General features: G+C 49.2%; 17 protein-coding genes. 8 read left to right on the forward strand and 9 right to left on the reverse strand.

Features of this window, described 5'->3' with window-relative positions; all coding sequences use genetic code 11:
- Nucleotides 1–197: 197 nt before the first annotated feature.
- From GM173_RS13220 to GM173_RS13230, 3 genes are all read left to right on the forward strand, one after another.
- On the forward strand, nucleotides 198–1,766 hold the full coding sequence (locus GM173_RS13220) for a response regulator (RefSeq protein WP_203571857.1): 1,569 nt from the start codon (nucleotides 198–200) through the stop codon (nucleotides 1,764–1,766).
- Nucleotides 1,767–2,013: 247 nt separating this feature from the next.
- Nucleotides 2,014–3,531 carry a threonine ammonia-lyase, biosynthetic gene (gene ilvA, locus GM173_RS13225; protein WP_203571858.1) on the forward strand — a complete coding sequence of 506 codons (1,518 nt, stop codon included), beginning with the start codon at nucleotides 2,014–2,016 and terminating at the stop codon, nucleotides 3,529–3,531.
- A 304-nt stretch (nucleotides 3,532–3,835) separates the two neighbouring features.
- Nucleotides 3,836–6,052 carry a PAS domain-containing protein gene (locus tag GM173_RS13230; RefSeq protein ID WP_203571859.1) on the forward strand — a complete coding sequence of 739 codons (2,217 nt, stop codon included), beginning with the start codon at nucleotides 3,836–3,838 and terminating at the stop codon, nucleotides 6,050–6,052.
- Nucleotides 6,053–6,110: 58 nt separating this feature from the next.
- Here the strand turns inward: GM173_RS13230 and cysK are convergent, their stop codons facing one another.
- The gene (gene cysK / locus GM173_RS13235; protein ID WP_203571860.1) at nucleotides 6,111–7,043 is read right to left on the reverse strand and encodes a cysteine synthase A; all 933 of its coding nucleotides are present in this window, start codon (nucleotides 7,041–7,043) and stop codon (nucleotides 6,111–6,113) included.
- A gap of 95 nt (nucleotides 7,044–7,138) precedes the next feature.
- On the opposite strand from cysK, the gene GM173_RS13240 reads away from it, so the two are divergent.
- From GM173_RS13240 to GM173_RS13255, 4 genes are all read left to right on the forward strand, one after another.
- Nucleotides 7,139–8,359, forward strand: coding sequence for a multifunctional CCA addition/repair protein (locus GM173_RS13240; RefSeq protein ID WP_203571861.1), 1,221 nt, complete (start codon nucleotides 7,139–7,141; stop codon nucleotides 8,357–8,359).
- A 140-nt stretch (nucleotides 8,360–8,499) separates the two neighbouring features.
- Nucleotides 8,500–9,645, forward strand: a complete 1,146-nt coding sequence (locus tag GM173_RS13245) for an FIST signal transduction protein (RefSeq protein WP_203571862.1) — start codon at nucleotides 8,500–8,502, stop codon at nucleotides 9,643–9,645.
- Nucleotides 9,642–12,632 (forward strand): PAS domain S-box protein, encoded by a 2,991-nt coding sequence (locus tag GM173_RS13250; protein WP_203571863.1) that lies wholly within the window; start codon nucleotides 9,642–9,644, stop codon nucleotides 12,630–12,632. Before GM173_RS13245 ends, GM173_RS13250 begins: the two co-directional genes overlap by 4 nt.
- Entirely contained in the window at nucleotides 12,629–13,771 is a 1,143-nt protein-coding gene (locus tag GM173_RS13255) for a response regulator (RefSeq protein ID WP_203571864.1), read from the forward strand. Before GM173_RS13250 ends, GM173_RS13255 begins: the two co-directional genes overlap by 4 nt.
- 98 nt (nucleotides 13,772–13,869) lie before the next feature.
- Here the strand turns inward: GM173_RS13255 and GM173_RS16240 are convergent, their stop codons facing one another.
- Nucleotides 13,870–15,519: a chitinase gene (locus GM173_RS16240; protein WP_203571865.1), complete on the reverse strand. Its 1,650-nt coding sequence runs from the start codon at nucleotides 15,517–15,519 to the stop codon at nucleotides 13,870–13,872.
- 255 nt (nucleotides 15,520–15,774) lie between these two features.
- Between GM173_RS16240 and metF the strand changes: the two genes are divergently transcribed.
- A complete protein-coding gene (metF, locus tag GM173_RS13265) occupies nucleotides 15,775–16,611 on the forward strand; it encodes a methylenetetrahydrofolate reductase [NAD(P)H] (RefSeq protein WP_203571866.1) in 837 nt (278 codons plus the stop codon).
- A 75-nt stretch (nucleotides 16,612–16,686) separates the two neighbouring features.
- Here the strand turns inward: metF and GM173_RS13270 are convergent, their stop codons facing one another.
- From GM173_RS13270 to GM173_RS13300, 7 genes are all read right to left on the reverse strand, one after another.
- Complete coding sequence (locus GM173_RS13270; RefSeq protein ID WP_203571867.1) at nucleotides 16,687–17,136, reverse strand: outer membrane lipoprotein; 450 nt, start codon at nucleotides 17,134–17,136, stop codon at nucleotides 16,687–16,689.
- A 101-nt stretch (nucleotides 17,137–17,237) separates the two neighbouring features.
- Complete coding sequence (locus tag GM173_RS13275) at nucleotides 17,238–18,875, reverse strand: methyl-accepting chemotaxis protein (RefSeq protein ID WP_203571868.1); 1,638 nt, start codon at nucleotides 18,873–18,875, stop codon at nucleotides 17,238–17,240.
- 253 nt (nucleotides 18,876–19,128) lie between these two features.
- Nucleotides 19,129–19,740 (reverse strand): 2OG-Fe(II) oxygenase, encoded by a 612-nt coding sequence (locus GM173_RS13280; RefSeq protein WP_203571869.1) that lies wholly within the window; start codon nucleotides 19,738–19,740, stop codon nucleotides 19,129–19,131.
- Entirely contained in the window at nucleotides 19,733–21,733 is a 2,001-nt protein-coding gene (locus GM173_RS13285; protein ID WP_203571870.1) for a site-specific recombinase, read from the reverse strand. The genes GM173_RS13280 and GM173_RS13285 overlap by 8 nt, the downstream gene beginning before the upstream one ends.
- Before the next feature lie 243 nt (nucleotides 21,734–21,976).
- The gene (locus tag GM173_RS13290) at nucleotides 21,977–22,240 is read right to left on the reverse strand and encodes a YkgJ family cysteine cluster protein (RefSeq protein ID WP_203571871.1); all 264 of its coding nucleotides are present in this window, start codon (nucleotides 22,238–22,240) and stop codon (nucleotides 21,977–21,979) included.
- A 151-nt stretch (nucleotides 22,241–22,391) separates the two neighbouring features.
- A complete protein-coding gene (locus GM173_RS13295) occupies nucleotides 22,392–23,819 on the reverse strand; it encodes a hypothetical protein (protein ID WP_203571872.1) in 1,428 nt (475 codons plus the stop codon).
- Nucleotides 23,820–23,866: 47 nt separating this feature from the next.
- Nucleotides 23,867–24,247 carry a hypothetical protein gene (locus GM173_RS13300; protein WP_203571873.1) on the reverse strand — a complete coding sequence of 127 codons (381 nt, stop codon included), beginning with the start codon at nucleotides 24,245–24,247 and terminating at the stop codon, nucleotides 23,867–23,869.
- Nucleotides 24,248–24,291 lie beyond the last annotated feature (44 nt).

The raw sequence follows: 24,291 nt of genomic DNA on the forward strand, positions 1-24,291 counted from the left end.
AGTTGCTAGTGAATTTGCCTGCTATTTCGGAGGTGCAATTTTAAAAATTTTGACTAGGCTTATACATGACGCGTTGTATGCTCAAGGCAGCGCTCGCTGTATGTGGATTAACAGCGTCTGATGCGCGTAAATAAAAACACCAAATGATGTGGCAGGTCAAAGGGATGCTGCATGAATGGATTCATTAAGGGGGCGCAATGATTGATGATGACAATTGGCTTGAGGATGATACTGATTCCTTGTCTAGCCTGCATGTTGAGCCTTGGCATGTACTCGTGGTGGACGATGAGCCCGATATTCATCATGTGACCAAACTGGCTTTATCGAATATCGATTTTTTGAAACGACCATTGAATATTTTGTCGTGTTACTCAGGGAATGAAGCTTTAGATTTGTTGGCAACACGCGATGATATTGCGCTGGTGCTGCTCGATGTGGTTATGGAGACAGAGGACGCAGGCCTGAATGTTGCACGTGATATCCGAGAAAAACTGCAGAATCATCATATTCGAATTATTTTGCGCACTGGGCAGCCAGGCGTGGCACCAGAGCGGCATGTGATTGAAAATTACGATATCAATGACTACAAAGCTAAAACCGAATTAACACGAGATAAATTATATACCGCAGTGCTAGGCACACTGCGTTCGTATAACGACATTATGTTGATTGAACATCAGCGTCGTCAGCTTGAAGCCAATCGTCGTGGCTTGATTAAAGTGGTTGATGCGTCGACGACGATTTTCAAGCAGCAGTCGGTGCTGAAGTTCGCGCAAGGTGTATTAGAGCAGCTGCAAGCGTTATTGTTTTTTGAACAAGATGCACTGTATGTCGTCGTGAGTGGTGGTTTAGCCGCGCTTAGTGATAGCGATAATATGAAGGTAATGTATGCAACAGGCGGATACCAAGCTTACTGTGGTCAATCGTTGGCAGAGGCAGATTTAGCACGCTTGCGTCCGACAATTGATGAAGCATTAAGTAAACGGCAAAGTGTGTTTGCCCCTGATCATTTTGTCGGCTTTTTCCAGGCTCCACATGGTGCGTTGAATTTATTGATCATTGATGGCCCAGTTGCACTCTCTCATCCTGATGCTGATCTAATTGATTTATTCTGCAAGAATGTCGCAATTGCCTATGAAAATTTGATGCTCAATAAAGAGATCGAAGACACGCAACGCAGCATTATTTATCAGCTATCTGAAGTCATCGAAAACCGGTCCAAAGACACCGGCAAGCATATTCATCGGATGGCCGAGTTTTCATATGCCTTGGCGATTGAATTGGGAATGGATGAAGAGGAAGCTGAAATTATCCGCACTGCCAGTCCTTTGCATGATATTGGCAAAGTGGGGATTCCTGATCTAGTGCTGAATAAACCGGGCATTTTGGATGAGCAAGAACGTGCCGTGATGGATACGCATGCGCAGTTGGGTTACGACATGCTGAAAGAGTCTAAGCCACGGATTCTCAAAATGGCGGCGATTATTGCGCACCAGCATCATGAAAAATGGGATGGCAGCGGTTATCCACGCAAGCTCAAAGGTGAAGAAATCCACATCGCTGGGCGAATTATTGCCTTGGCCGACGTCTATGATGCTTTAGCGCATGCGCGTTGCTATAAGCCGCCATGGTCTAGGGAAAAAGTATTAGAGACGATACAGGCCGGTTCGGGTAATCATTTTGATCCTGCTGTCGTTGCGGCATTTTTCCGCTGTTTACCGAAGTTGGAGGAAATTCGTTTAGCTTATCGCGACTGTGATGCTTAATCTTGCGCGGCTGTTGGGCTTGGATGACGTTGCTGTGTAGTGGGGATGCGGTTTCCGCATTCTCGTGGTGACAGCGCTTGGCTTAGTACAAACCCGTGTGGCAAAGCAAATGTCAACAGACCCTAAGTAAATAAAGGTTTTTACGGTTAGAATGGGCGATTGCCGTTGGCATCGCCCTTTTTGTCGTGTGTAATAAGCACATTACTACTCGCTTAAGTATTGTGTGATTAAACAAAGGCCACTCTGAATGAATAAAGACTATCTCGAACGAACATTGTCAGCGCGCGTCTATGATGTAGCGATTGAGTCGCCTCTTGAGCACGCTCCGAATTTGTCGCGCCGTATGGGTAACACGGTTTATTTCAAGCGCGAAGATATGCAGCCCGTGTTCTCATTCAAGATTCGAGGTGCATATAACAAAATGGTGCAGCTCTCACGAGCGGATCTCGAGCGCGGCGTGATTGCCGCCTCTGCCGGCAATCACGCCCAAGGTGTTGCATTGGCTGCGCAGCATTTGAAATGTCGTGCAACGATTGTGATGCCAGCTACGGCACCAAGAATTAAAGTGGATGCCGTATCTCGCCGCGGGGCAGAGGTTGTCTTGATTGGCGACTCATACTCCGATTGCTATGAGCATGCAATGAAGCTCGCAGCGCAGTCGGGCGCCACGTTTGTTCATCCCTACGATGATCCTGATGTGATTGCGGGGCAGGGCACGGTGGCGATGGAAATTTTGCGTCAGCACCCCAACGATATTCACGCTATTTTTATTCCGGTCGGTGGCGGTGGCTTGTTGGCGGGGATGGCGGCCTATATCAAACGTTTGCGTCCTGAGGTGAAGGTGATTGGTGTTGAGCCGACTGACGCTAATGCGATGTATTTATCGCTCAAACTGGGTGAGCGGATTACCTTGCCGCAAGTGGGTATTTTTGCTGATGGGGTCGCGGTTAAGCAAGTCGGTGAAGAGACTTTCCGTTTGTCTCAAGAATTTGTTGATGACGTGATTTTGGTCGATACCGACGCGATGTGCGCTGCAATTAAGGACGTGTTTGAAGATAATCGCTCGATTTTAGAGCCTGCCGGTGCTTTGGCCATTGCGGGGATGAAAGCGTGGGCAGCACGTGAAGGCGTACAAGATCAGACTTTGATCGCGATTGCATCGGGCGCGAATATGAACTTTGATCGCCTGCGCTATGTCGCTGAGCAGGCGGAAATGGGTGAGCAGCGCGAAGCGATTATGGTCGTAACGGTGCCGGAACAACCTGGCAGCTTCCGGACTTTTTGCAGTTTAATCGGCGCGCGCAATGTGACCGAATTTAATTATCGCTATGCAAAAGACACTGAAGCGCATGTATTTGTGGGCTTATCGATTCAGCATCGTTCAGAGGTTGCCGATTTGATTGGTAAGTTGGCTGAGCATCAATTGGCCGCAGTGGATCTCACCGATAATGAATTGGCCAAATTGCACATTCGCCATCTGGTGGGGGGGCATGCCCCGCAAGCGGTGAATGAGCGCTTGATTCGATTTGAATTCCCTGAACGCCCAGGTGCTTTGCTGAACTTCTTAAATGGAATGAGTGACAACTGGAACATTTCTTTATTCCATTATCGCAATCATGGCGCAGATTACGGCCGTGTGCTGGTCGGGATACAAGTTCCTCCCGCGGATGATGCTGAATTTAATGCCTTTTTAACTCGTTTGGCTTATCCGTATTGGATCGAAACGCAAAACTTGGCTTATCAGTTGTTTTTGGGAAGGGATTAGTTAGTTGATAAGAGCGAGTGGCTTAAAAAGCAACGAATCGCTGCGCGAAACAGCTTTTTAGCTTATTCCATTCTATAGTAGGCACAGCATATCGCCTCACCGTATTGAGAGGTTGTTGGTGTTGGATTTGTGAGTCGTGTTGGTGCGGATTTTGCCCTGAGATAAGGGGCAAGCGTGTCGCTGGGTGATGCTCAGTTAGCGTTTGCTACTAGCGTATGGGCTATGCAGGCCGGTTGTTTTCTTGCGTTTCCGTTCCAGCGTGCACACATATTCAATGTCAACCGATTCACGGTGGGGCGTCTTTTTGTCTTCTATTTTGAGTACTCTGCCTGCGATGCACTACTTTCAACGTTTCCGAGTCGCGATTCTTATTTTTTGCACTGGACTATTGCTCACCACTGCCTTGATGGGCTTGTGGTACGGGCAATTGGCATCCCTAAAAGCGCAGCGAGAACATCAGCTGCAATACGCAATAGCGCAGCAGCTTACGGCTAAATTGTTGCAAAAAGAAGCCATCTTGCGTCAGATTCAGGCGGCATTGATCGCTCAGCCTAATTTGTCGCGAAGCTCGTTTAATCAGTTGGTGCTCAATAGTAATTTTCCCCTGCGAACGCCTGCTATTTTCGCGATTGGTTTTATTCGCCCGGTGTCTGAGCTAGAGCTGGAACAATATGTTTTGGCGCGTCGTGCGGATATGGATTTTGGGGCGGGGTTTTACTCTAAATTTAATGTGCAAACCACTTCGCCTTTAGCGCAGGTGTTGGAAATGGTCAGTCCGCTGAATCGAAGTTCCGCGCAATGGCTGGGTCAGGACGTTGCGCAAGCGGTGGACATTCGAGCGGGTTTCACTTCCGCGCAGGGCACTGGATTGGCTTGGGCCTCGCCAATCCAGCTCAACGGCATGCCGCAAGGGGATGTGTATGCGCTCTTTTTGCCGATCTATCAAACGCTGTTTGAGCAGCCCAATCCAGAGTTATTACAAAATAGTTATCTGGGCAGTGCCGTTGCGTGGTTCAAATTAAGTGAGTTGTTAAGCGGCGTTCAGCGTGAAGCGCAGATGGCTGGCTTTGCCTTGCGTTTAATCGATCAGGGGGCAAATGACATGGCTGCCAAAGCGGCGGGCACGATCTTGTTCAGCTCAAAACAATGGCCGACTGTCCTCAGCGCAGCGGACGCTGTCGATCATCAATTATTAAATGTTCTAGGTCGACAATGGCGTTTAGAGTTTATTAATGTGCAAGGCGGGTTATTGCCCTCTGAGCAACGCTTGATGTTGGTCTTGGCTTTGCTGGGGACGGTGTTAAGCGCGGTTTTGGCCTTAGTTTTTCAACGTTTATCACAGCGTCAGCGCGTGCTTGAATTGGCCGTGCAAGGGCGAGAATCTATTCAGCGCATGAGTTTTGAGCGTCAAAGTCGGTCGATGCTTGATGCGGTCAGCGACCCCTTGGTGTTGCGTGACCGTAGTGGCGCTGTGATTTATGCCAATAGTTTGGCCGAGCAGCGTTTTGCTCTGTCAGAGCAGCGGCAAGTGGGGGAGCGCAGTTTTCTGTTTGATGCTGCCGAGCTGGCTAATTTGACAATGCCGGTGCAATTGAGTCAGCAACACCTTGATCGTGATGGTGTTGTGCGGCAATACGATGTGATGATCAAACCACTGCGTAATCAAGATTTGGATTGGGTTGGCAATGTAATCCATGCCCGCGATATCAGTTCTGGCGCGGCGCTGACACAGGAATTGGAATATAAATTGAATCGATTGAGCGAATTGGTTGAAGTTTCCAGTGACTGGTTCTGGGAGCAAGATGCTCAAGCGCGCTTTACCTATGTTTCTGGTGGCTTTTTTGCTGACTTGGATGTGAATCCGGCGATATTTATTGGCAAATGTCGTTGGGAGTTAGGTTCTGGGGGATTAAGCGAGGCGCAGTGGGATGCGCATCGTCATATTTTGGCCTCTCAGCTGCCGTACCGTGATTTTGAATATCAGGTGTTCTTAAATAATCAGATTTTGTATTTTAGCGTGTCTGGACGCCCCATTTTTGCGGCGGATGGCTCGTTTTTAGGCTACCGTGGCGTTGGGCGCAATGTTACTAGCGTGCGTAACGCGCAAGCGGCCTTGCTGGAGGAGCGTCAACGGGCGCTGGCGACCTTGGAGTCGATTGCTGATGGCGTGCTGACGACCGATGTGAACGGACGCATTGATTATATCAATCCGGTGGCATCTGCTTTGCTCGGCTGGGAATTAGAGATGGCGCGTGGGCAATATTTGGGCGCGGTGTATCAGTCGGTCGACGTTAAAAATCGTTTACCTTTAGCCAATTTGGTCACCGCTTCTTTGCAAGGTGGGGCGGATAATCAAGGGGCGCGGCGCAGTGTGCTGCTCAATAAACTGGGTTTACATTTCCAAATTGAGGAAAGTGCCGCCAGAATTCGCGATGAAAATAACCGTACATTAGGCGCGGTATTGGTGTTTCGCGATGTTAGTAATTGGCGTGAAGATAGCGAGCGTGTTGATGGTTTTTGATGGGTATGGCGCTGTGGCTATTTATATGTAATGGCTACAGCGCCATACCTTTTCTTGCTTAGTCTGCTAAACCTTCAAATAGTTTAGTCGACAAATAGCGTTCGCCAAATGATGGAATAATGATTGCAATCAGTTTGCCCGCATTTTCAGGGCGTTTTGCAACTTGAATAGCCGCCCAAGTTGCCGCGCCGGCGGAAATCCCGCACAAAATCCCTTCTTGCGTTGCTAGCAAACGCGCCGTTGCAAACGCGTCATCGTTGCTAACCCGGATCACTTCATCATAAATTTGGGTGTTGAGCACGGCTGGCACAAAGCCAGCACCGATCCCTTGAATCGGATGCGGGCCTTTGGCTCCGCCGCTGAGAACAGGGCTGGCATCCGGCTCAATGGCAATCGCTTGGAACGATGGTTTTTTTGCTTTGAGTACTTCAGCAACCCCAGTAATCGTACCGCCAGTGCCAACGCCAGCAATCAAAATATCAATTTGCCCGTCGGTGTCTTCCCATAATTCAACGGCGGTGGTGTTGCGGTGAATTTCTGGATTGGCTGGGTTTTCAAATTGTTGTGGCATGAAATAATTGGCGTGCTCTTCGGCCAGTGCTTTGGCTTTGGCAATCGCGCCGCCCATACCATCTGGGCCAGGGGTAAGAATCAGTTCTGCGCCGTAGCCGCGTAGCAGTGCACGACGTTCTTTGGACATGGTTTCTGGCATCGTCAGCACGAGTTTGTAACCACGCGCCGCGCAGACCATTGCTAAGCCAATCCCGGTATTACCTGAAGTCGGCTCAACAATCACCGTATCATGGCCGATTTTACCTGCGGCTTCGGCCGCATCAATCATGCTGACCGCGATCCGGTCTTTGACCGAATGCGATGGATTCATGTATTCCAGCTTGGCGACCAAGGTCGCTACGCACCCTTCGGTAACACGGTTGAGTTTAACCAGCGGTGTGCGGCCGATGAGTTCAGTGACATTATTCGCAATTTTCATACGTTCCATCCTGAGGGAGAATTAGGGGATAATCAGCAGATTGTAGTCTGACTTCTTAGTTCAGTAGAAGTAACTCTTCATTTTAAGGAAAGAACATGCAGGTCTATCGCGTGGGTGGCGCTGTCCGAGATCGATTGTTGGGGTTGCCGGTCAAGGACATTGATTGGGTGGTGGTCGGTGCAACGCCGCAACAGATGTTGGATTTGGGCTATAGCGCAGTAGGGAAAGACTTTCCTGTGTTCTTGCATCCGAACACCCATCAGGAGTATGCGCTAGCACGCCTTGAGCGTAAAAGCGGACACGGCTATACCGGCTTTGAGGTTCATGCCAGCCCCGATGTCACTTTGGAAGAAGACCTGCTGCGCCGCGATTTAACCATCAATGCAATTGCCGAAGACGAACACGGCAACTTGATTGATCCCTACGGCGGGCAAGCCGATTTAGCGGCCAAAGTGTTGCGTCATGTGTCGCCTGCCTTTGCTGAAGATCCTGTGCGAATTTTGCGTTTGGCACGATTTGCTGCGCGCTTTGATTTTGCGGTAGCACCAGAAACAATGGCATTGATGCGGCAGATGGTGGCTGATGGCGAAGTAGATCATCTGGTCGCCGAGCGCGTGTGGCAGGAGTTTGCGAAAGGACTCATGGAACACCAGCCTAGGTTGATGTTTGAGATTTTGCGTGAATGCGGTGCGTTAGGACGGATCGCTCCCGAAATTGATACGTTGTGGGGCGTACCGCAGCGCGCCGATTATCATCCGGAAATCGATACCGGTTTGCATACGATGCTGGTGCTGAACTATACCACCGCACAAGGCTGGCCGTTGGCGGTACGTTTTGCGGCGTTATGCCACGATTTGGGTAAAGCCAAAACGCCTGCCGATGTGTTGCCGCGGCATATTGGCCACGAGGCGCGTGGCGTGCCGCTGGTTGAGGCTTTATGCAAACGCCTGCGGGTACCGAGCGATTGTAAAGAACTCGCGGTGATGACGTGCCGCGAGCATACTTTGGTGCATACCGCTGAGCAATTGCGCCCCGAAACGGTGTTGGCGCTACTGACCCGATGCGATGCGCTGCGCCGACCTGAGCGATTTACGCAGATGCTCGATGCTTGTCTGGCAGATGCACGTGGTCGTTATCAATTTGAAAATTGCGCGTATCCGCAGCGCGACTATTTGCTGCATTTGCGTGCCGCTGCCGCAGCAGTTGATGCTGGTGCGATTGCCGCGCAATGCAGTAATCCGAAGGACATCGCGGATAAGGTGGCTACGGCGCGGGTGAATGCGATTCACTTAGCTAAATCAGCTTGGCAAAACTAAGTTGCGATTGCAGATTCGGATATTCGAATTCCACACTATTTTGTTGTGGCGTATGACTTAAACCGGCGTTGTGCCGGTTTTTTTTCGGCGAAATAAAACGTGTTTGCTAAGCTTAAACCTCATTCATGAGGTACTTCACGATGCAAGTTGCGCAAATTAAAGTCAATCAGCTATCTGAACTGAATTCACAAATGCAAAACTTGGCGACCATACAGCCGCAATGGTTACTGGTTTTTGCGAGTCGAGCTTTATTGAGTGATCCGCAATGTTTTAATACCTTACGGCAGCAGTTTCCAGATTCGGCCTTATTGGGCTGTTCAACGGCTGGCGAGATTTCTGTTGATGGTGTGGATGACAATAGCTGTGTGATTACAGCGATTCACTGGCCGCATGGCGTGCCGCGAACAGCGGTCACACAATTGACCAATATGGAAGACAGTGAAGCGGCAGGGCAGCGTTTGGCAGCGATTTTGGGGCAGCAAGCCTTGGCTGGTGTGCTGGTATTGGGGCAAGGCGTGAATATTAATGGGAGTGCCTTGGTGCAAGGGTTGGCGAGCGGGCTTGTGGAGGGAGTGCCGATTATGGGGGGCTTGGCGGGAGATGGCTCCGCATTTGGGCAAACCGTCGTGCTGAGTAATGATGGCGTAGCAAGTAATACCGTGGTTGCACTGGCGATACCTGTTGGTGTTCAAATCGGGCATGGCTCATTTGGTGGTTGGAAGCCATTTGGTCCTGCGCGCAAAGTGACACGCAGTAGTGGAAATATTCTGTTTGAGCTTGATGGTGAGCCCGCTTTGGAAGTTTATAAACGCTACTTGGGTGAATACGCTGCGCAATTGCCGTCTTCTGGATTGTTGTTTCCATTTGAAATGTTGGGGCAAGATCATTCTGCCGTTGGCTTAGTTCGAACCATTTTGGGAATTGATGAAGTCAATGGTAGCTTGATTTTGGCGGGTGACATTCAAGTGGATGGCTACTTACGGTTAATGCATGCAAGTAATGATGCACTGGTTGAAGGTGCTGAAGCCGCGGCGAATGCTGCGCAAAAAATGGTGGGACAGGTCGGGCAAGGTCTGGGATTGCTGGTTAGCTGTGTGGGTCGGAAACTGGTAATGGGGGGACGAGTAGATGAAGAAATCGAAGCCGTAGGCGATGTCTTCGGTCAGCATGTTACCTTGGCCGGATTTTATTCTTACGGAGAGATTAGCCCATTTTTCAATTCAACGGAGTGCAAACTGCACAATCAAACCATGACGATTACGATCTTGAGTGAAGCTCAGGCATGAATAAACTGCTCGCACGTCAGCTAAAACGCCATCTGGCTTGGGCTGATGATTCGACCGTTGAGACCCTGCTGCAATCAATCGAGCGGGCGGCTGATGTGGTCGAAGACCCTGCCGCGGTTGGTGTATTGCGTAATTTTCGCCGCTTACTGACTGCTGTGGACGATGCATATAGCCAGTTTGATCGTGATGTGGCTTTGGGCTCACGTAGTTTACAAATTAGTTCCGATGAATTAACGCAAGCGAATGAAACGCTGCGACAGGAGGCCGCAAGGCGGCAACGCGCGATTGATGCTCTATGGCAAACGGCGGGTCAACTGCAGTTGAGTTTGGGTTTGCCACCTATGGATCAAAAAACGGCCGATTTGGAGCAATTGTCTGCGCTGATGGGGCAATTGGTCGATGCGCGTGAAAAAGCAGAAGCCGCCTTATTGGCGCAAGAGGCTCAGTTTCGGACCTTGGCCAGCAACATCCCCGGCGTGGTGTTTCGATGTCAGATAGATTACCCATGGGGTATGTATTATATCAATGAGGAAATTGAAGTCTTAACAGGCTATACCTCTAATGTTTTCTTGGCTCCAAATCCTTCGCGAAGTTATGGTTCATTGATTCATGTTGAAGATTTAGCGTCAGTGGAATCGGCGGTCAATGTGGCTATGATGCATGGCGAACGCTATTCGGTGGAGTATCGAATTGTCGATGCTAAAGGTCAATTACGCTGGGTGTATGAACGTGGACAAGTGGTGCGTGATGCCAGCGGGCATGCAGAATATTTAGATGGCATGATTTTTGATGTGACCGAGCAAAAAAATGCGGCCAATCAATTGCGGCAATTGTCTGCCGCGATCGAAGCCAGCCCAAGTCCGGTGCTGATCACGGATGTGAAGGGTAAAATTGAATACGCAAACCCTAAATTTGAGCAGACTTTTGGTTATCTGCTCAGCGAAATTCGTGGCAAAAATCCCACCGAAGTGTTGTCAGGCAGTACCACTAAGCCGATTATTCACGAACAAATTATGCAGTCGCTGATGGAGGGCGCAGAGTGGCGCCAAGATTTGCGCAATCGCTGCAAAGACGGTAGTTTGGTGTGGATGTCGGTTTCGATTTCGCCGATTCGTGATGGCGCTGGGCAGATTACGCACTTTGTTGCCGTGTATGAAAATATCGAGCTGCGCAAAGCAGCTGAGCAAGAGTTGATTCGCGCCAAAGAGGCTGCTGATCAAGCCAATCGTTTAAAGAGCGATTTTTTGGCTAATATGAGCCACGAAATTCGTACCCCAATGAATGCCATTATTGGCATGACCCACTTGACCTTGCAGACCGAGTTGACTCACAAGCAGCGTGATTATTTAAGCAAAACCAGTCTGGCAGCGGAATCTTTACTGCATATCCTGAATGACATTCTCGATTTTTCTAAAATTGAAGCGGATCGTTTGCAGCTAGAGCATATCCCGTTTAGTTTTGAAGCCTTGTTTACACAATTGCGTTCTTTGCATCAAATTAAAGCAGAAGAAAAAGGCTTGCAATTGAGCTTTAATTTGGCTGCGGATTGCCCCGTTGCCTTTGTAGGCGACCCTCTTCGCCTTGGGCAAATCCTCAATAATTTGGTCAGCAATGCAATTAAATTTACTCAACAAGGCGGTATTCGCGTCGACGTGGAAATGGTCGCCCAGCTAGCGGGACGAGTTCGCTTGCATATTGCTGTGACGGATACGGGAATTGGTCTGAGCCCCGAGCAAATTAAGCTGCTATTTAAACCATTTTCTCAAGCCGATGGTTCTACCACGCGTCAATTTGGTGGTACGGGTTTGGGCTTGTCGATTTGCAAGCGCCTGATTGCGATGATGGAGGGCGATGTTTGGGTGGAGAGCGTCGCTAAGCAAGGGAGTACGTTTCACTTTACCCTGTGGTTAGAACGCTCGGAAGAAGCACCGTTGACCGAAGTACGGATGAGTCGCGGCCCCAATTTGCACGGGGTACGGATTTTGTTGGTTGAGGATAATCCCTTGAATCAGCAAGTGGCCAATGAATTGTTAGTCGGGGCAGGGGCAAGTGTGATTTTAGCGCAGCATGGCGGTGAAGCTTTAGCCTGGCTTTCGATCAAACCCATGCCGTGCGACATTATATTGATGGATTTGCAGATGCCAGTGCTCGACGGTCATCAGGCGGCGCGACTCATTCGAACCGATGCTCGCTTTAATGATTTACCCATTATTGCAATGACGGCGCACGCGATGTCGGATGAACGGCAGCGTTGTCTTGATGCCGGTATGAATGATTACATCACCAAGCCAATTCAGCCTGATGTGTTATTTACAACGGTGGCTAAATGGGCTGGTCAACATATTATTGATATGACTCAAGTGCAAGTTGATGATGGGTATATTGATGAAAGCATTGTTCCTCAAATTGAAGGGGTTAATACCCAGAGTGTACTGCAGCGTTTGATGGGGGACGCGCATCTTTACGAGGCTTTATTTAAACAGTTTTTGACAGATTACCGTGATGCCAATGCGACTTTGGCGCAATTGCTGCAGTCTGATTATTCTGGCGCGGAGCGGTTTGCCCATTCAATGAAAGGGGTAGCAGGAACTTTGGGGATGACTGAATTAGCCGCAAAGGCGGGTCGATTAGAGCAGGTGTTACACGCCAACCCCGGGCAAGCGGGCGAGTCTTTGCAGCCGTTTAACGATGCACTGGACGCAATGTTGCTCGCTGTAAATCGAGTGTACGGAGCCGCAGCACCACAGCATGTAATGACTGCACTTGATGATGAGCATATCGATGCGCTTATGATGCAATTGCTGGATTTACTTGATGCTTGTGATGGGGATGCTGTTGATTTGTATTACCAATTGTGTGATGGATTGGATTCCGATATTGATCGGCATTTGTTTGATCGTTTAGGCAATGCGATTACCAATGAGTTTAATTTTACGGCCGCTAAGCAGTACTTGCTCGAGATTCAGCATGCAAGAGGTAAGAAATGATTGAATTTGATATGAGCTATCGGCGCACCATCTTACTGGTGGATGATACTCCGGCAAATTTAGCGGTGCTCAATGCTATTTTGAAAGAACATTATAAACTGCGAATCGCTAACAATGGTCAGCAAGCTTTGCAACTGGCCGAGCGATTACCGCTGCCTGATTTAATTTTGCTTGATGTGATGATGCCCGATATCGATGGTTTTGAAGTTTGCCGTCGTTTAAAAAATAATCCGGTCACCGCCGATATTCCTGTCGTGTTCTTAACTGCAAAAACGCAGGAAATTGATGAAATTAATGGCTTTGGAGCTGGTGGTGCTGATTATATTCACAAACCGCTCAGTCCTGCGATTGTGCAAGTTCGTGTTAGAACCCATCTTGAAATGCAAGATTTGAAGAACGCAATTCGCTTGCATAATCATGAATTAGAGGATCGTGTCGCGCAACGCACGCAAGAATTACTCAAAATGCAAGATGCCACCATTATGGCGATGGGGGTAATGGCAGAGTTACGCGATGAAGAAACGGGCTTGCACTTAAAGCGCACACAAGAATACATGCGGATTTTGGCTGCAGCGGTGGCAGAGCATCCACGCTTTGTGAGCCAACTCGATGCCGACAGTATTGAGTGGATGGCGAAATCGGCGCCATTACACGACATTGGTAAGGTCGGTATTCCTGACTTGATTTTGCATAAACCAGGTCGCTTAACGGATGAAGAATTTACCATCATGAAAAAGCACCCAGAGTATGGCCGCAACATTATTTTAGAAGTCGAGCGGATATTGGGCGAGGAGAGTCAATTTTTGCGCTATGCACGTGAAATCGCTTACGGTCACCAAGAAAAATGGGATGGCACAGGTTACCCGCAGGGCGCAAAAGGTGATGAAATTCCTGTTTCGGCACGGCTAATGGCAATTTCTGATGTATACGATGCACTGCGAAATCGCCGCCCTTATAAAGCGCCGTTTTCACATGAAATGGCGATGACCATCATGCTCGCTGGCCGTGGTTTGCATTTTGACCCCGATTTGATTGATGGTTTTGCGCGTGTTGCCGAGCGTTTTGCTGCAATTGCCGAGCAATATGCTGATCCAGATGATGAAGCCATTAATGATATGAGTGTTGCTGCCAATCATTAAATTAAAGAGATCTGGTGATTGATTAGATGTTCTATATAGATTCACCATAAAAAAATGGCGACACTCGATGTGTCGCCATTTTTAATATTCAAGACTTATTATTTTTTGAAATAAGCGCTGTGGCTCTTCGCAAATTGATAAGCTTGTTTGCTATCCCAGTTGATTGACCACGTCATAATGCCACGTAGATCAGGTTGTGCCTTGGCTGGTTTGTACGTGCCGCAATTTTGCAGTTTCATTAAGCAATCGAGTGCTTTTTGTGTTTCAGCAACGGACAAGTAGCCACCACCGGCTGCGCTAGTGGTCGCAGGCAAGCCAAAGCCAACTTGGTCAGGGCGTAGTGCCGGGAATGGTTTGTTTACATCGCCGCCGAGGTTAAAGCCAGTCAGCAACATATCGGTCATCGCAACTTGGAAATCCATTGTACCTTGCGAGTATTGTTTGCCGTCGGTCGCACCGATGCTGCCAGTGTTGTAATGCTGAACGTGCAACATCGTTAATTCATTGCGCAAGCCGTAGATGATTGGCAAGTAACCGCCCCATGTGCCGCCGTAGAAGCCTAGGCCGCCTTGTACGTAATTCACTTCTGGAGCCATTGTCACCATGAATTTATCGCCAAAGCGTGCTTTCAATGCTTTGGTGCCAGCGATAATGTTGACGATTTGTGGGGTTACTGGATTGCGGAAATCGTCGTTCGCGGTGATTGACAGATTGTTTTCCATATCCAAGTCGATACCGTCAAAGCCGTATTTCGCAATGATATCGCCCATCGTTTTGATGAACTGATCGCGTGCTGCTGGGCTATCTAATACGATCACCCCGTTAGCGCCGCCGAGTGAAATCTGTACTTTTACGCCTTGAGATTGCTTGAGTTTAATGTCGGCCATGAATTCGGCTTCGTTAAACAATTTATCCAGCACAAATGCTGCCGTACCTTTCGCGGCAGTTTGGTCGCCTTCAGCAAACGATACATTGATGATGTTGTATTCGGCTGGTACGTCTTTCAGACGAATCACGCCAGAGCCATTATCAAAATTGTGCCAGTAACCAACCACGACGTGTTTTGGTAGTAAATCTGTACCTTGTACAGGCGTTGGGCTCGGCGTAGCGCTAGCTGTTGGGGTAGCGGTCACAACAGGCGTTGCGCTTGGTGTTACTACCGCCGTTGGCGTTGCTGTAACCACTGGCGTTGCTGTCACGACTGGGGTTGCAGTTGGTTTTTGAGTCGCAGTTGGGGCTATGGTTGGCGTTGCTGTTGCTGGAGTACCAGAAACTAAAGCCCATGGCCCCCATTGGTCGGCGCCCGGTACATTCCCTTGTGTCCACCATTTTGCTTCGTAGATTGCGCCGTTGTAACTGATGCGCTGACCACCGTTGTAGACCGTTGCGCTATTCCATGCGGGAACACCCGAAATTGGTGTTGCGGTGACTGCGGAGGTTGGCGTTGCCGTTGCAGCAGCTGTTGCTGTTGGCGCCGAGGTCGGGGTTGCGCTTGCCGTTGGGATTGGTGTAGCGCTGCTGGTGCCCGTTTCTTTCCACAAGGTAGGTGTGGCCGCTGGGTTCCAGTTTGCACCGACGTAGGCAGTGTGCGTAACCAGTGCGGTATAAGTTTTGCCGTTGTAATCGACTACGGTGTTAGCTTGGTACGTTGTGCCTTCTTGCCATGCCGCTGCATGTACGCCTGCGGCAAGTAGTAAACCACCGAGCAAGGTGGCTAGTCGGGTTAAATTTGAGCGTGATTGTGCCATGGTCGTCTCTTCCTTTTGTTGAGTGCGGCGATACATTCGCGTCGCTCGCATTGCTTGAGTCGAATGCTCAAGTCTCACGCGATCATATTCCCTTTTCTTTTTTGTGGGAATATTCAAGATCACATTTGGCAAAAATGTTGCTTACAGGGAGTGTGATAAGCCTGATTTGTATAAGACATGAATTGCTCTCATGCCAAAGCCTGCTATAGAGTGGTAACATTCACCCTTCGATGAATGTGAATAAGTTGCCGCACCATGACCCATCCTTTGCGTCCGATTAGTTTTGAGTTTTTCCCGCCGAAAACCGATGAAGGTGCGGCTAAATTAGCGACGACTCGCCGCCAATTGGCGCAATTTAATCCTGAATTTTTCTCGGTTACGTTTGGTGCGGGTGGTACAACGCAAGATGGCACTTTGCGTGCGGTGGTGGATATTCAAGCCGCAGGTCATGCCGCTGCGCCACATTTGTCGTGCATCGGATCGACCAAAGATAATATTCGCGCGGTGGTGCAGCAATATAAAGATCACGGCATCAAGCATATTGTTGCGCTGCGTGGCGATATCCCATCGGGAATGGGTGAGTTTGGCGAGTTTCGTTATGCCAATGAGTTGGTGACTTTTTTGCGTCACGAATTTGGTGATTGGTTTCATATTGAAGTCGCCGCTTATCCTGAGTTTCACCCGCAATCAGCCAGTGCCGAGGCCGATATCCGCAATTTTGTAAATAAAGTGAATGCCGGTGCGAATTCCGCAATTACGCAGTATTTCTTTAATGCTGATGCGTATTTCCGTTTTGTCGATGAAGTGCAAGGCCGCGGGGTGAACATTCCTATCGTACCGGGCATTATGCCTATTCAAAACTACAGCCAATTGCAGCGTTTTTCCGATATGTGCGGTGCAGAAATTCCGCGCTGGTTGCGTTTGCGGTTGCAATCGTACGCGGATGATACGGCGTCGATTCGTGCGTTTGGTTTGGATTTTGTCACTGAGCTATCAGATCGCTTGTTGGCGGGCGGAGCTCCCGGATTGCATTTTTACACTTTGAACGCCGCTGGCGCAGTATCAACAGTCTGTCAGCGTTTGGGGTATTGATGGGTATTGCTGGCTAGTCATTGTAAGTCAATGGCTTTAATCATATACCTAGAGGGCTTGCCAAGTGGCAAGCCTTTATTTTTTGAGTTCTTGTGCTTGCACCCGCGCGGTTTGACCATTGCTGATTACATCCACCGTTTGCCCCAGCATGAACACTTGTGGGACATCCTGCACCACCACGAGTCGTTCATTATTATCCAGCATCCGAATAGTGAGTTCTTGTGCTGTTTTTTGCGCGATTTCTCGTTCCATTTGATTGCCCAAGAAGCCGCCTAATAGCGCGCCAAAAACGCTACTAATCGTGCTACCGCTGCCGTTGCCGATATGTTTTCCCGCCAGAATGCCGCCAACTATCCCGCCAGCAATACTACCGATGCCGCTGGTGTCATTGATGGTCACGACTTTAACGTGCTCAATTTGCCCCGTGCGGACTTGCGCGACAGGGCGCGCAGTCTGCGATGTGCTGCAGGCACTGAGTAATATAGTGAGCAATAGGGCGGGTAAAAATACAAAGCGATTAGACATGATGCCCTCTCAATTTCTGCGAGAAATAACTTCATTTTACGCGCTTTGCGTCTGGATTACTGTGCACTATGTCAGTTGCTTGCTGGGTGTGGTGATGATGGTTAAATGCGAAAGCGTCCGACCATGGTTTTGAGCTCCGCTGCAATTTGTTCGACGCCTCGCGCGTTCTCGGCGGAGTGGCGGATTGCGATGCTGGTTTCCTCGACCATTTGCGAAATGTCTTCCACGCGCACTGCGATACTGTTGCTAGCGACACTTTGCTCGCGGGTCGCGGACGCCACTTCCTGCAAGTGCTCGAGTGTGGACTGCGCGCCTTGATGAATGTGCTGTAGAGAATCGGCGACGTAGCGAGCCAATTCAACGCCACGGTTCACTTCGGGTAGCGCCGCTTGCATCACGATGACGACTTGTTCGGTTTCACCCAAGATCGCAATCAGCATCCGTTCAATATCGATAGTGGCGGTTGAGGTTCGTTCGGCGAGTTTGCGAACTTCATCGGCCACAACAGCAAAACCGCGCCCTTGTTCCCCTGCGCGGGCGGCCTCGATTGCGGCGTTGAGTGCGAGTAAATTAGTTTGACCAGCGATATCTTTAATCACCGCGGCAATACCGGAAATGGCTTTGGCTTTGCCATCCAATTCTTGAATTTGCAGTGTGGCACCGCTGACGCTGCGGGCAATGTGCTCCATTAATTCGGTGGTATCACGCACTTGACTTACGCCCGTGCGTGCCAGCTCAGTGGCATCGCGCGATGAATGCTCGGTGATGTTTGAGTTGTCAGAAATATGCGAAATACTCACGGTCAGCTCTTCCATCGCGGCCGCCATCGAACAAGTGGCGTCCGCCTGCTTCGTTGCCGCTTGGGAAATCGCGTTACTTGATTGAGCGATTTGTGAAGACTGCTTACTAAGCGTATCGGCGTGTTGTTGTACGGATTGCAATGTGCTGCGCAGACCTTGCACCATCATTGCTAATGAAGCGAGCAGGCTATTGGGATGCTGGCAATTGATCTGCACTTGCAAATTACCCGCGGTGACTTCGCTCATGATCTGCATGGCATCCCGAGGCTCGCCGCCCAGTTGCTGCAAAATGGAGCGTGCAATAATCCAAGACACCCAGCCGAGTAGTAAGGCGAGCCCGAATAATTGGATAGATGCGAAGATGAGTTTGTGGATAAAAGCGGCATTCAGATCATCTTCATACACGCCTGTTGCGATAACCCAATTCCAAGCGGGTACCAACATGGAATAAGCGATTTTGGGTTGCGGTTCTTTAGCGCCGGGTTTTGCAAAATGGAAATATGAAAAATCGCCACCTTTCTTGGCTGCGGCCACTAAGTCCTGCAAAATCATCACACCATTTGGGTCTCTGAGGTCGCCTTTATATTTGCCCACCAGTTCTGGTTTGATGGGATGCATCTGGTAGACCATGTCGGTATTGATAATAAAAAAGTATTCATTTTTTTCAAAACGCACATCCCGCAGCGCAGCAGCGGCTTGAGCTTGGGCATCTTCTTTGCTCAGTTGACCACGATCAGCTAGATTTTGGAAATAATTCACCACGCCAACTGCAGATTCAACTTGGGCACGGACTTTGGACTGGCGCTCTTCGAGCATGCTTTGGCGAAGATCGAACAACGAGAGCGCGCCCATAATAGCGAGCATCAAGATGGCTAACAGACAAAGAGCGAGCAGTCGGACGCTGACTCGCCAGCGTTGCAAGATTGAATTGAAAAGCATGATATTTCCCCTGAGCTGTAATGTACTTGACCGCTTATTGGTATTGAGTTTCTGAATGCGGTAAGACGAGATTGTGCGATTTCAAGTACCAACGAAGATCGGGAAAATGAGTGAGCGGCGGCTAAAGGTTTGCTAGCGGTCTTTAGCGCATGTGGGCGGAGTTCAAATTAGGGAAAACTAATTTAGCGAGCGAGCCCAGCAAAACGCTGGGCGCATGCTAAAAAAAGCCCCCTGAATTAAGGGGGCGTTGTGATTAGTTTGCGCGGCGGCGATACCAGCCAGTGAGCGAGAGGCGTTCGCGTTGTGCCGGCAGCACTTCGTGTTCAAAGCGATTAGATAAGAACACCACTAAAGTTCCGCCGTGCGGCGTTACATCGATGTGGTTTTCATCGTCGAGATAAATTCGCAGCTGCCCGCCGTCGGCGTCGGTCCAGTTGTCATTTAGGTATTGCACTACGGTGACTACGCGGGTGTCTTGGTTGCGGTGTTGGTCAAGATGGCGCTGGTAGAAACTGCCAACCGGATAGCGCGCAAAGTGCCATTCTAGTTCTGCCAAGCCTAAATACAGCTCGCGATTTAAGTGGTGTTGTAGCTCGCTCATCCGTTGATTGGCTGCCGCCATTTCTGCGTCGTCGTTTTCAATCCACAATACCGCATCACCACGAATATCTTGTCGTACTTGATGCGCCGCTTCGCGACCCACACCGGCAGCAACGAAGCATTCTCTGCGTTGCTGAGCAAGTTGCTGTAAAGCGAGTAATTCTGCGGCGGATAGATAGTTGGGAATCACAATCCAGCCTGCGTCGGCCAAAGCATCGGCGATGCTGGTATTGAGATCGTTTGCTTGCGTGGTGATGTTATGCATTGGCTTTATCCTCAATGGCCACGGTTTTGGGGGCAATAAATAGATCTAACGGTCGACTAAAGGCGCGGCGCCAGAATTTACCCCACAGTGGTTTTAGCTCACGCAAATGGCGCTTGCGTGAACGCATCGCGACCCAGAGCGCCAAAGTAAAGCTGACAAATAAATTGGTTATCCCAATCGCTGCGACCCCGAGTGCGCCCGTTAATATAATTGGCCAAGTTAAGGTGAATTCATAAGCTGAAATCGCATAAGCCAGATTCGCAGCCGAGAAAGTAATGTGACGTATATCTAGCGGAAGCCCGAGTAGAAAGCCAATGGTGCCAATACTCCCTAGCATAATCCCGAAGTAGAAATTACCCGCCAATGCGCCTAGATTGTGCTCGATGTATTGACCTAAGCGATGACTACGGTGTTCGCCAAAAATCTTATTGAGGATTGGCATTGCTGCGATTCGCTGCGGAATTTCGTTGTACAGCGATTTATTGTCGTAATAACCCGAGATCAAGCCTGCCAAGAATAAGCAGCAACCTGCAATCGCCGCATAAAAAATACCATTACCGCTAATTGGCATCAGCTCGGCGAGCATTTTATCGGCCTTGGCGGTATCAACAACGTGATAACCCAATTCATACCACCACAACCAAGCGATGCCCAATGCCACGGGCGCTGCGAGCAAGACATTACCAATAATGGCAATAAATTGAGTACGGATGACTTTGACAATCAGCTCGACCAGCTCGGTATAACTATCAGTTTTTTTCATGTCGAGCGAAGGCAGTGCCGCGGCAATGCGCGCCGCAGTCATTGCCGGCTGCTTGGTGGCGACGGTGAAATGCAAAATATGAATCAGCATAAAGCCCAGCGCGTAATTCATGCTAAATGCAAACGCTTCGAGCAGCGGCGGTAAATGCGCTTTGGCGGCTAAAATTTTAATCAACGCCATAAACCCAACAATGACGCCCGCTCCTGCGGCAGAGCGGAACATTTGCAGCCATTCTTTGCGCGTTTCCGAGATGTAATGCTCACCGGTGTGGCTGGCGTGTTCGGTGACTTTGAGCGCCAGCAATTCGGTATTTTCGCGCAATACATCGCGGACGCTGTATTTGCGATTTTCTGCTTTCACCAGTTCCAGAAATAAGCCCAATAAAGCAGGCGCATGATGAGCTTCGGGTGTGGAGTCGACCAATTGAAACAGCACTTTGAGTCGATCAATATGCTGTTTGAGGCGCAGTAGATGATAAGTCAGGCTGACTGAGGCGCCATTTTTCCCCGCTAGTTTCCATACTTTGGCAATGATGGTTTCACATTGATCAAGTAAAACAAAAATATGCAGATGGTCTTCATCAGGTGGACGGCGCGCAGTGAGGTCTTCGCGATAGCGTTCGATATAGCTCAGTACTTCGGCGTTGAGCCGGACAAACGGTGATTCGAATCGCTCGACATCGGGGTGATGCAGGACAATTTCCGGCTCGAGGCCAATCGCAGAGAGTCGGCATGATAAAACCTGAATCGCTTCAAGTTGTTGTAGCCGAATATGCGTTGGAATTTCAAACATACTGAGTTCTTCAGTGTGCGCAGCGTCGCCGATTTCAAACCAGACTTCGGTGGGTATGGCGTTCAACCAAACATAGTCATTATTGTTTGGAAACAATACCCCAAATAAATCTTTTAAATACTCGGGCTTTATTGGTGGCGGTAGTAGCTTAGAGCCAATCCGGCGAGCAATCGCAGTAAAGAAACTCTCATTCGATAAAATACCGGTATCGGTATACAACTGCACTTGGCGAGTGCTACCTAATAGCGTAAACAGTTGCTTGCGCAATGCCGCACGATAGTCGGCGTGTTGTTCCAGCAAATAGCATAGTGCGCGGGCATTGTTCACCGCCGTGACGGTATCGCTGACTTTGGCTGGGCGTAATGCGGCAATGAGTTCTTTCAGGCTGGTGACGGGATCGCTTTTGGCGTCCATCATCCGAATTAGGGTTTGTTCCATATTTTAATCCATCGTCGTGTTGGGGATTAACGCACAGCAGCGCTGATGCTTCAGGCTGCACGATGAGGCGTTCGGTCTACTGAGTCAGTCAGTAGAACCGTCCGAAAGTGCCGATGATTGTACCTTGCTTTTGCGCAGAGGCATCTGTCGTGATGCGGTAATTTGATACTGCGGCGCTCTCGAGTGGTGTGAATTGGGATATGGATAAAACTGCAATTTTTGTGTGATGTCTGTCACTGACTATTAATCTGTGAATGGCGCAGTTACGACTTCAAGCTGCGTCAAAAAAAACATCGCTTCAGCTTTAGAGTTTCCGCACATTTCAAACGACGGTTGTAGCCCAGCGCAAACGGCTGGTCGCTCTGGCTGGCCGAAGATTTTACAGCCCAACTGTTCGTCGAGTTGAATACATAAAACGCCCGCTGGTTTGCCATTAGGCATGCCTGGAATGGGGCTTGAAATCGAGGGTGCTATGCAACATGCGCCGCAGCCTTGCCGACAGTTCATGATTTTTCCTAGCTATTGATTATTAAGTATGGGCTGAATGCTTTTCATTCTTTTTCGCACGTTGGGAAGTTAAGTTATTTTCAGGAATTGTTCGTGATATTTGCCACTTGTTACTTCCTGATGGTGTTGGCACTGACGATTTAACTACCCTTTATTTTGGTTGTGCGAGGGGGCGCATTTTTTCTAAGTTTTGAAAAAGCGCGAAGAGCTGGCGTGAGTTACGATTCTTCACAACGAAGTGGAATAGCTGCTGAATGTGCGCCCGCTTTGCACTACGCACTTCTGCATATTCTGCTACATTATTTGCTATGAGACCCCATTCATTATTTGAGTAGTAAATTTGGCCGTATGCTTGCATTAGAATTTCTGCCGCATGTGTAGAAGGTTTATTGCGATAGCCTTTTGCTGCGGCTGCTCGGTCTGGGAATACAGCATAACAAGGCCGACTATGTCCCGTGAATTCATGTGCTGTTTGTGAAGTCTCATAAAAAGCGGCCGCAATTGTCAATGCAAAAATAAATTTGTGTGGGGGCGAGCCATGCTGTTCGTGACCACCATGTATACCTCGAGTAGAAATATATAACTCCTGCAGTTGTGTACTCCAACTGACAATCATCTCAATGTCCGATTCGGTCATATGTCGCTTGAAGTAGTTGTCGACCTGTGCAAAAAAGCCCCCTGCAGTAAACATCTGCCTGAATATATCCCGTATTTTGTTATCGCCTCCATCGTCTAAGTCTTGTAGTAACACAGGGGGCACACTGAGCATTCCGTGAAAGTTCAAGCGCTGCAAGAATGGAATGCACATCTCTGACGCTTCTCTGCCACGAGCGTCAATCGCAGCAATTTCCAGTAAGACACGATTCACAGAGATATTTGCACTAACGCGTGCCATGAGTATATCTTTTACAGATTCTAGTTCTTCCGATTCGGTCAAGCAGAACTCCTGCAGTTTAGCTGCAATGTGTTGCTTGGCGCCCTCAGATGCAGCCAGCTGTAGAGAAATTGGAGTGCCAACTGTCGATGGGATACGATGCTTCTCACGGAAATTCAGTTCATAAATTTGAATCTGTTTATCGAGTAGTGTTTCGATAAGACTCATGCTTAGACCGAAAGCTGTGTCCGAAGCCAACACCGACACAGTAATTGCCAGTGAGGACTCACAGATGTTTATCCATTCCAACATTGGTCGATAAGCAAGCCGACGCGGCCCATCCATGTGCTTAAGAAAGTCATCTAACAATGCACGACGGTTATCTAAGTGCTTAAGTTCTTGCGCAGTAGGCTCATCACGAAGAAGAAACCGCATAGAAGCGGCTTTCGTATATGCGATGCGGCTTGGCGCATCTGAAGGCCCATCCCAAGCCGATTGTGGCACTTTAACTAATAAAGCATCCGCCCAGTTTTGATGTAGCCTATCCTTTGCATTTGCAAAAATGTTAGCCAGGGGGGTTATCTCGCTTGGGAATTGTCGTGCAAGCGCGCTAGCTTCCTTTGGCGTCACGGTGAGAATATCCGCGAGGTGGCGCTTGACCAATTCCAGGTCTGCTTGTGTGTAGCTTTGGCTTTGTTTGACCATGGTATGCTCCATCCTGTTGTGCGGGCCTACGGCCCGCAGTGTGTTGACTAAGGATATTGCAGACTTGGGGTGCGGAAAGAGGGGGCTGTTTCCGACTCTTGAGATTCGGCGCGTAGTGCCATTCGCACCGAACGGTTTAGCTGTTCACCTGCTAAGCAGGCGCGCAGTCGCTGAATTTCTTGATTGGCCATCTGTAGTGCCTCATCCTCGCTTTTTGCTTTGCCAGTAGTTACCAATTGGCGCGCATATTCAGCTGAGTGCTTGATCGCACCGTTTTCATTCAATGATTGAATACCGTGGTATGTATCATTGGCCCCGGTGATAACACCGCGACCTGTTGCTCCCATGCCCATATGAGACCTCTTTCGTAGTTGTTTGATAAGAAGCCCAAGTATGGCAATTTCGAACCAACTATAACCGTAACGCATTCATCGAGTGCCACAAATAATAAAATTATCCGAGATTTTCTTTA

This window comes from Deefgea chitinilytica, assembly GCF_016881405.1.
GTDB lineage: Bacteria > Pseudomonadota > Gammaproteobacteria > Burkholderiales > Chitinibacteraceae > Deefgea > Deefgea chitinilytica.

What these genes read in the sequence shown, in the direction of transcription:
- GM173_RS13220 (WP_203571857.1), top strand. Translation starts at nt 198, where the DNA reads ATGATTGATGATGACAATTGGCTTGAGGATGATACTGATTCCTTGTCT.
- ilvA (WP_203571858.1), top strand. Translation starts at nt 2,014, where the DNA reads ATGAATAAAGACTATCTCGAACGAACATTGTCAGCGCGCGTCTATGAT.
- cysK (WP_203571860.1), bottom strand. Translation starts at nt 7,043, where the DNA reads ATGAAAATTGCGAATAATGTCACTGAACTCATCGGCCGCACACCGCTG.
- GM173_RS13240 (WP_203571861.1), top strand. Translation starts at nt 7,139, where the DNA reads ATGCAGGTCTATCGCGTGGGTGGCGCTGTCCGAGATCGATTGTTGGGG.
- GM173_RS13245 (WP_203571862.1), top strand. Translation starts at nt 8,500, where the DNA reads ATGCAAGTTGCGCAAATTAAAGTCAATCAGCTATCTGAACTGAATTCA.
- GM173_RS13250 (WP_203571863.1), top strand. Translation starts at nt 9,642, where the DNA reads ATGAATAAACTGCTCGCACGTCAGCTAAAACGCCATCTGGCTTGGGCT.
- GM173_RS13255 (WP_203571864.1), top strand. Translation starts at nt 12,629, where the DNA reads ATGATTGAATTTGATATGAGCTATCGGCGCACCATCTTACTGGTGGAT.
- GM173_RS16240 (WP_203571865.1), bottom strand. Translation starts at nt 15,519, where the DNA reads ATGGCACAATCACGCTCAAATTTAACCCGACTAGCCACCTTGCTCGGT.
- metF (WP_203571866.1), top strand. Translation starts at nt 15,775, where the DNA reads ATGACCCATCCTTTGCGTCCGATTAGTTTTGAGTTTTTCCCGCCGAAA.
- GM173_RS13270 (WP_203571867.1), bottom strand. Translation starts at nt 17,136, where the DNA reads ATGTCTAATCGCTTTGTATTTTTACCCGCCCTATTGCTCACTATATTA.
- GM173_RS13275 (WP_203571868.1), bottom strand. Translation starts at nt 18,875, where the DNA reads ATGCTTTTCAATTCAATCTTGCAACGCTGGCGAGTCAGCGTCCGACTG.
- GM173_RS13280 (WP_203571869.1), bottom strand. Translation starts at nt 19,740, where the DNA reads ATGCATAACATCACCACGCAAGCAAACGATCTCAATACCAGCATCGCC.
- GM173_RS13285 (WP_203571870.1), bottom strand. Translation starts at nt 21,733, where the DNA reads ATGGAACAAACCCTAATTCGGATGATGGACGCCAAAAGCGATCCCGTC.
- GM173_RS13290 (WP_203571871.1), bottom strand. Translation starts at nt 22,240, where the DNA reads ATGAACTGTCGGCAAGGCTGCGGCGCATGTTGCATAGCACCCTCGATT.
- GM173_RS13295 (WP_203571872.1), bottom strand. Translation starts at nt 23,819, where the DNA reads ATGGTCAAACAAAGCCAAAGCTACACACAAGCAGACCTGGAATTGGTC.
- GM173_RS13300 (WP_203571873.1), bottom strand. Translation starts at nt 24,247, where the DNA reads ATGCGTTACGGTTATAGTTGGTTCGAAATTGCCATACTTGGGCTTCTT.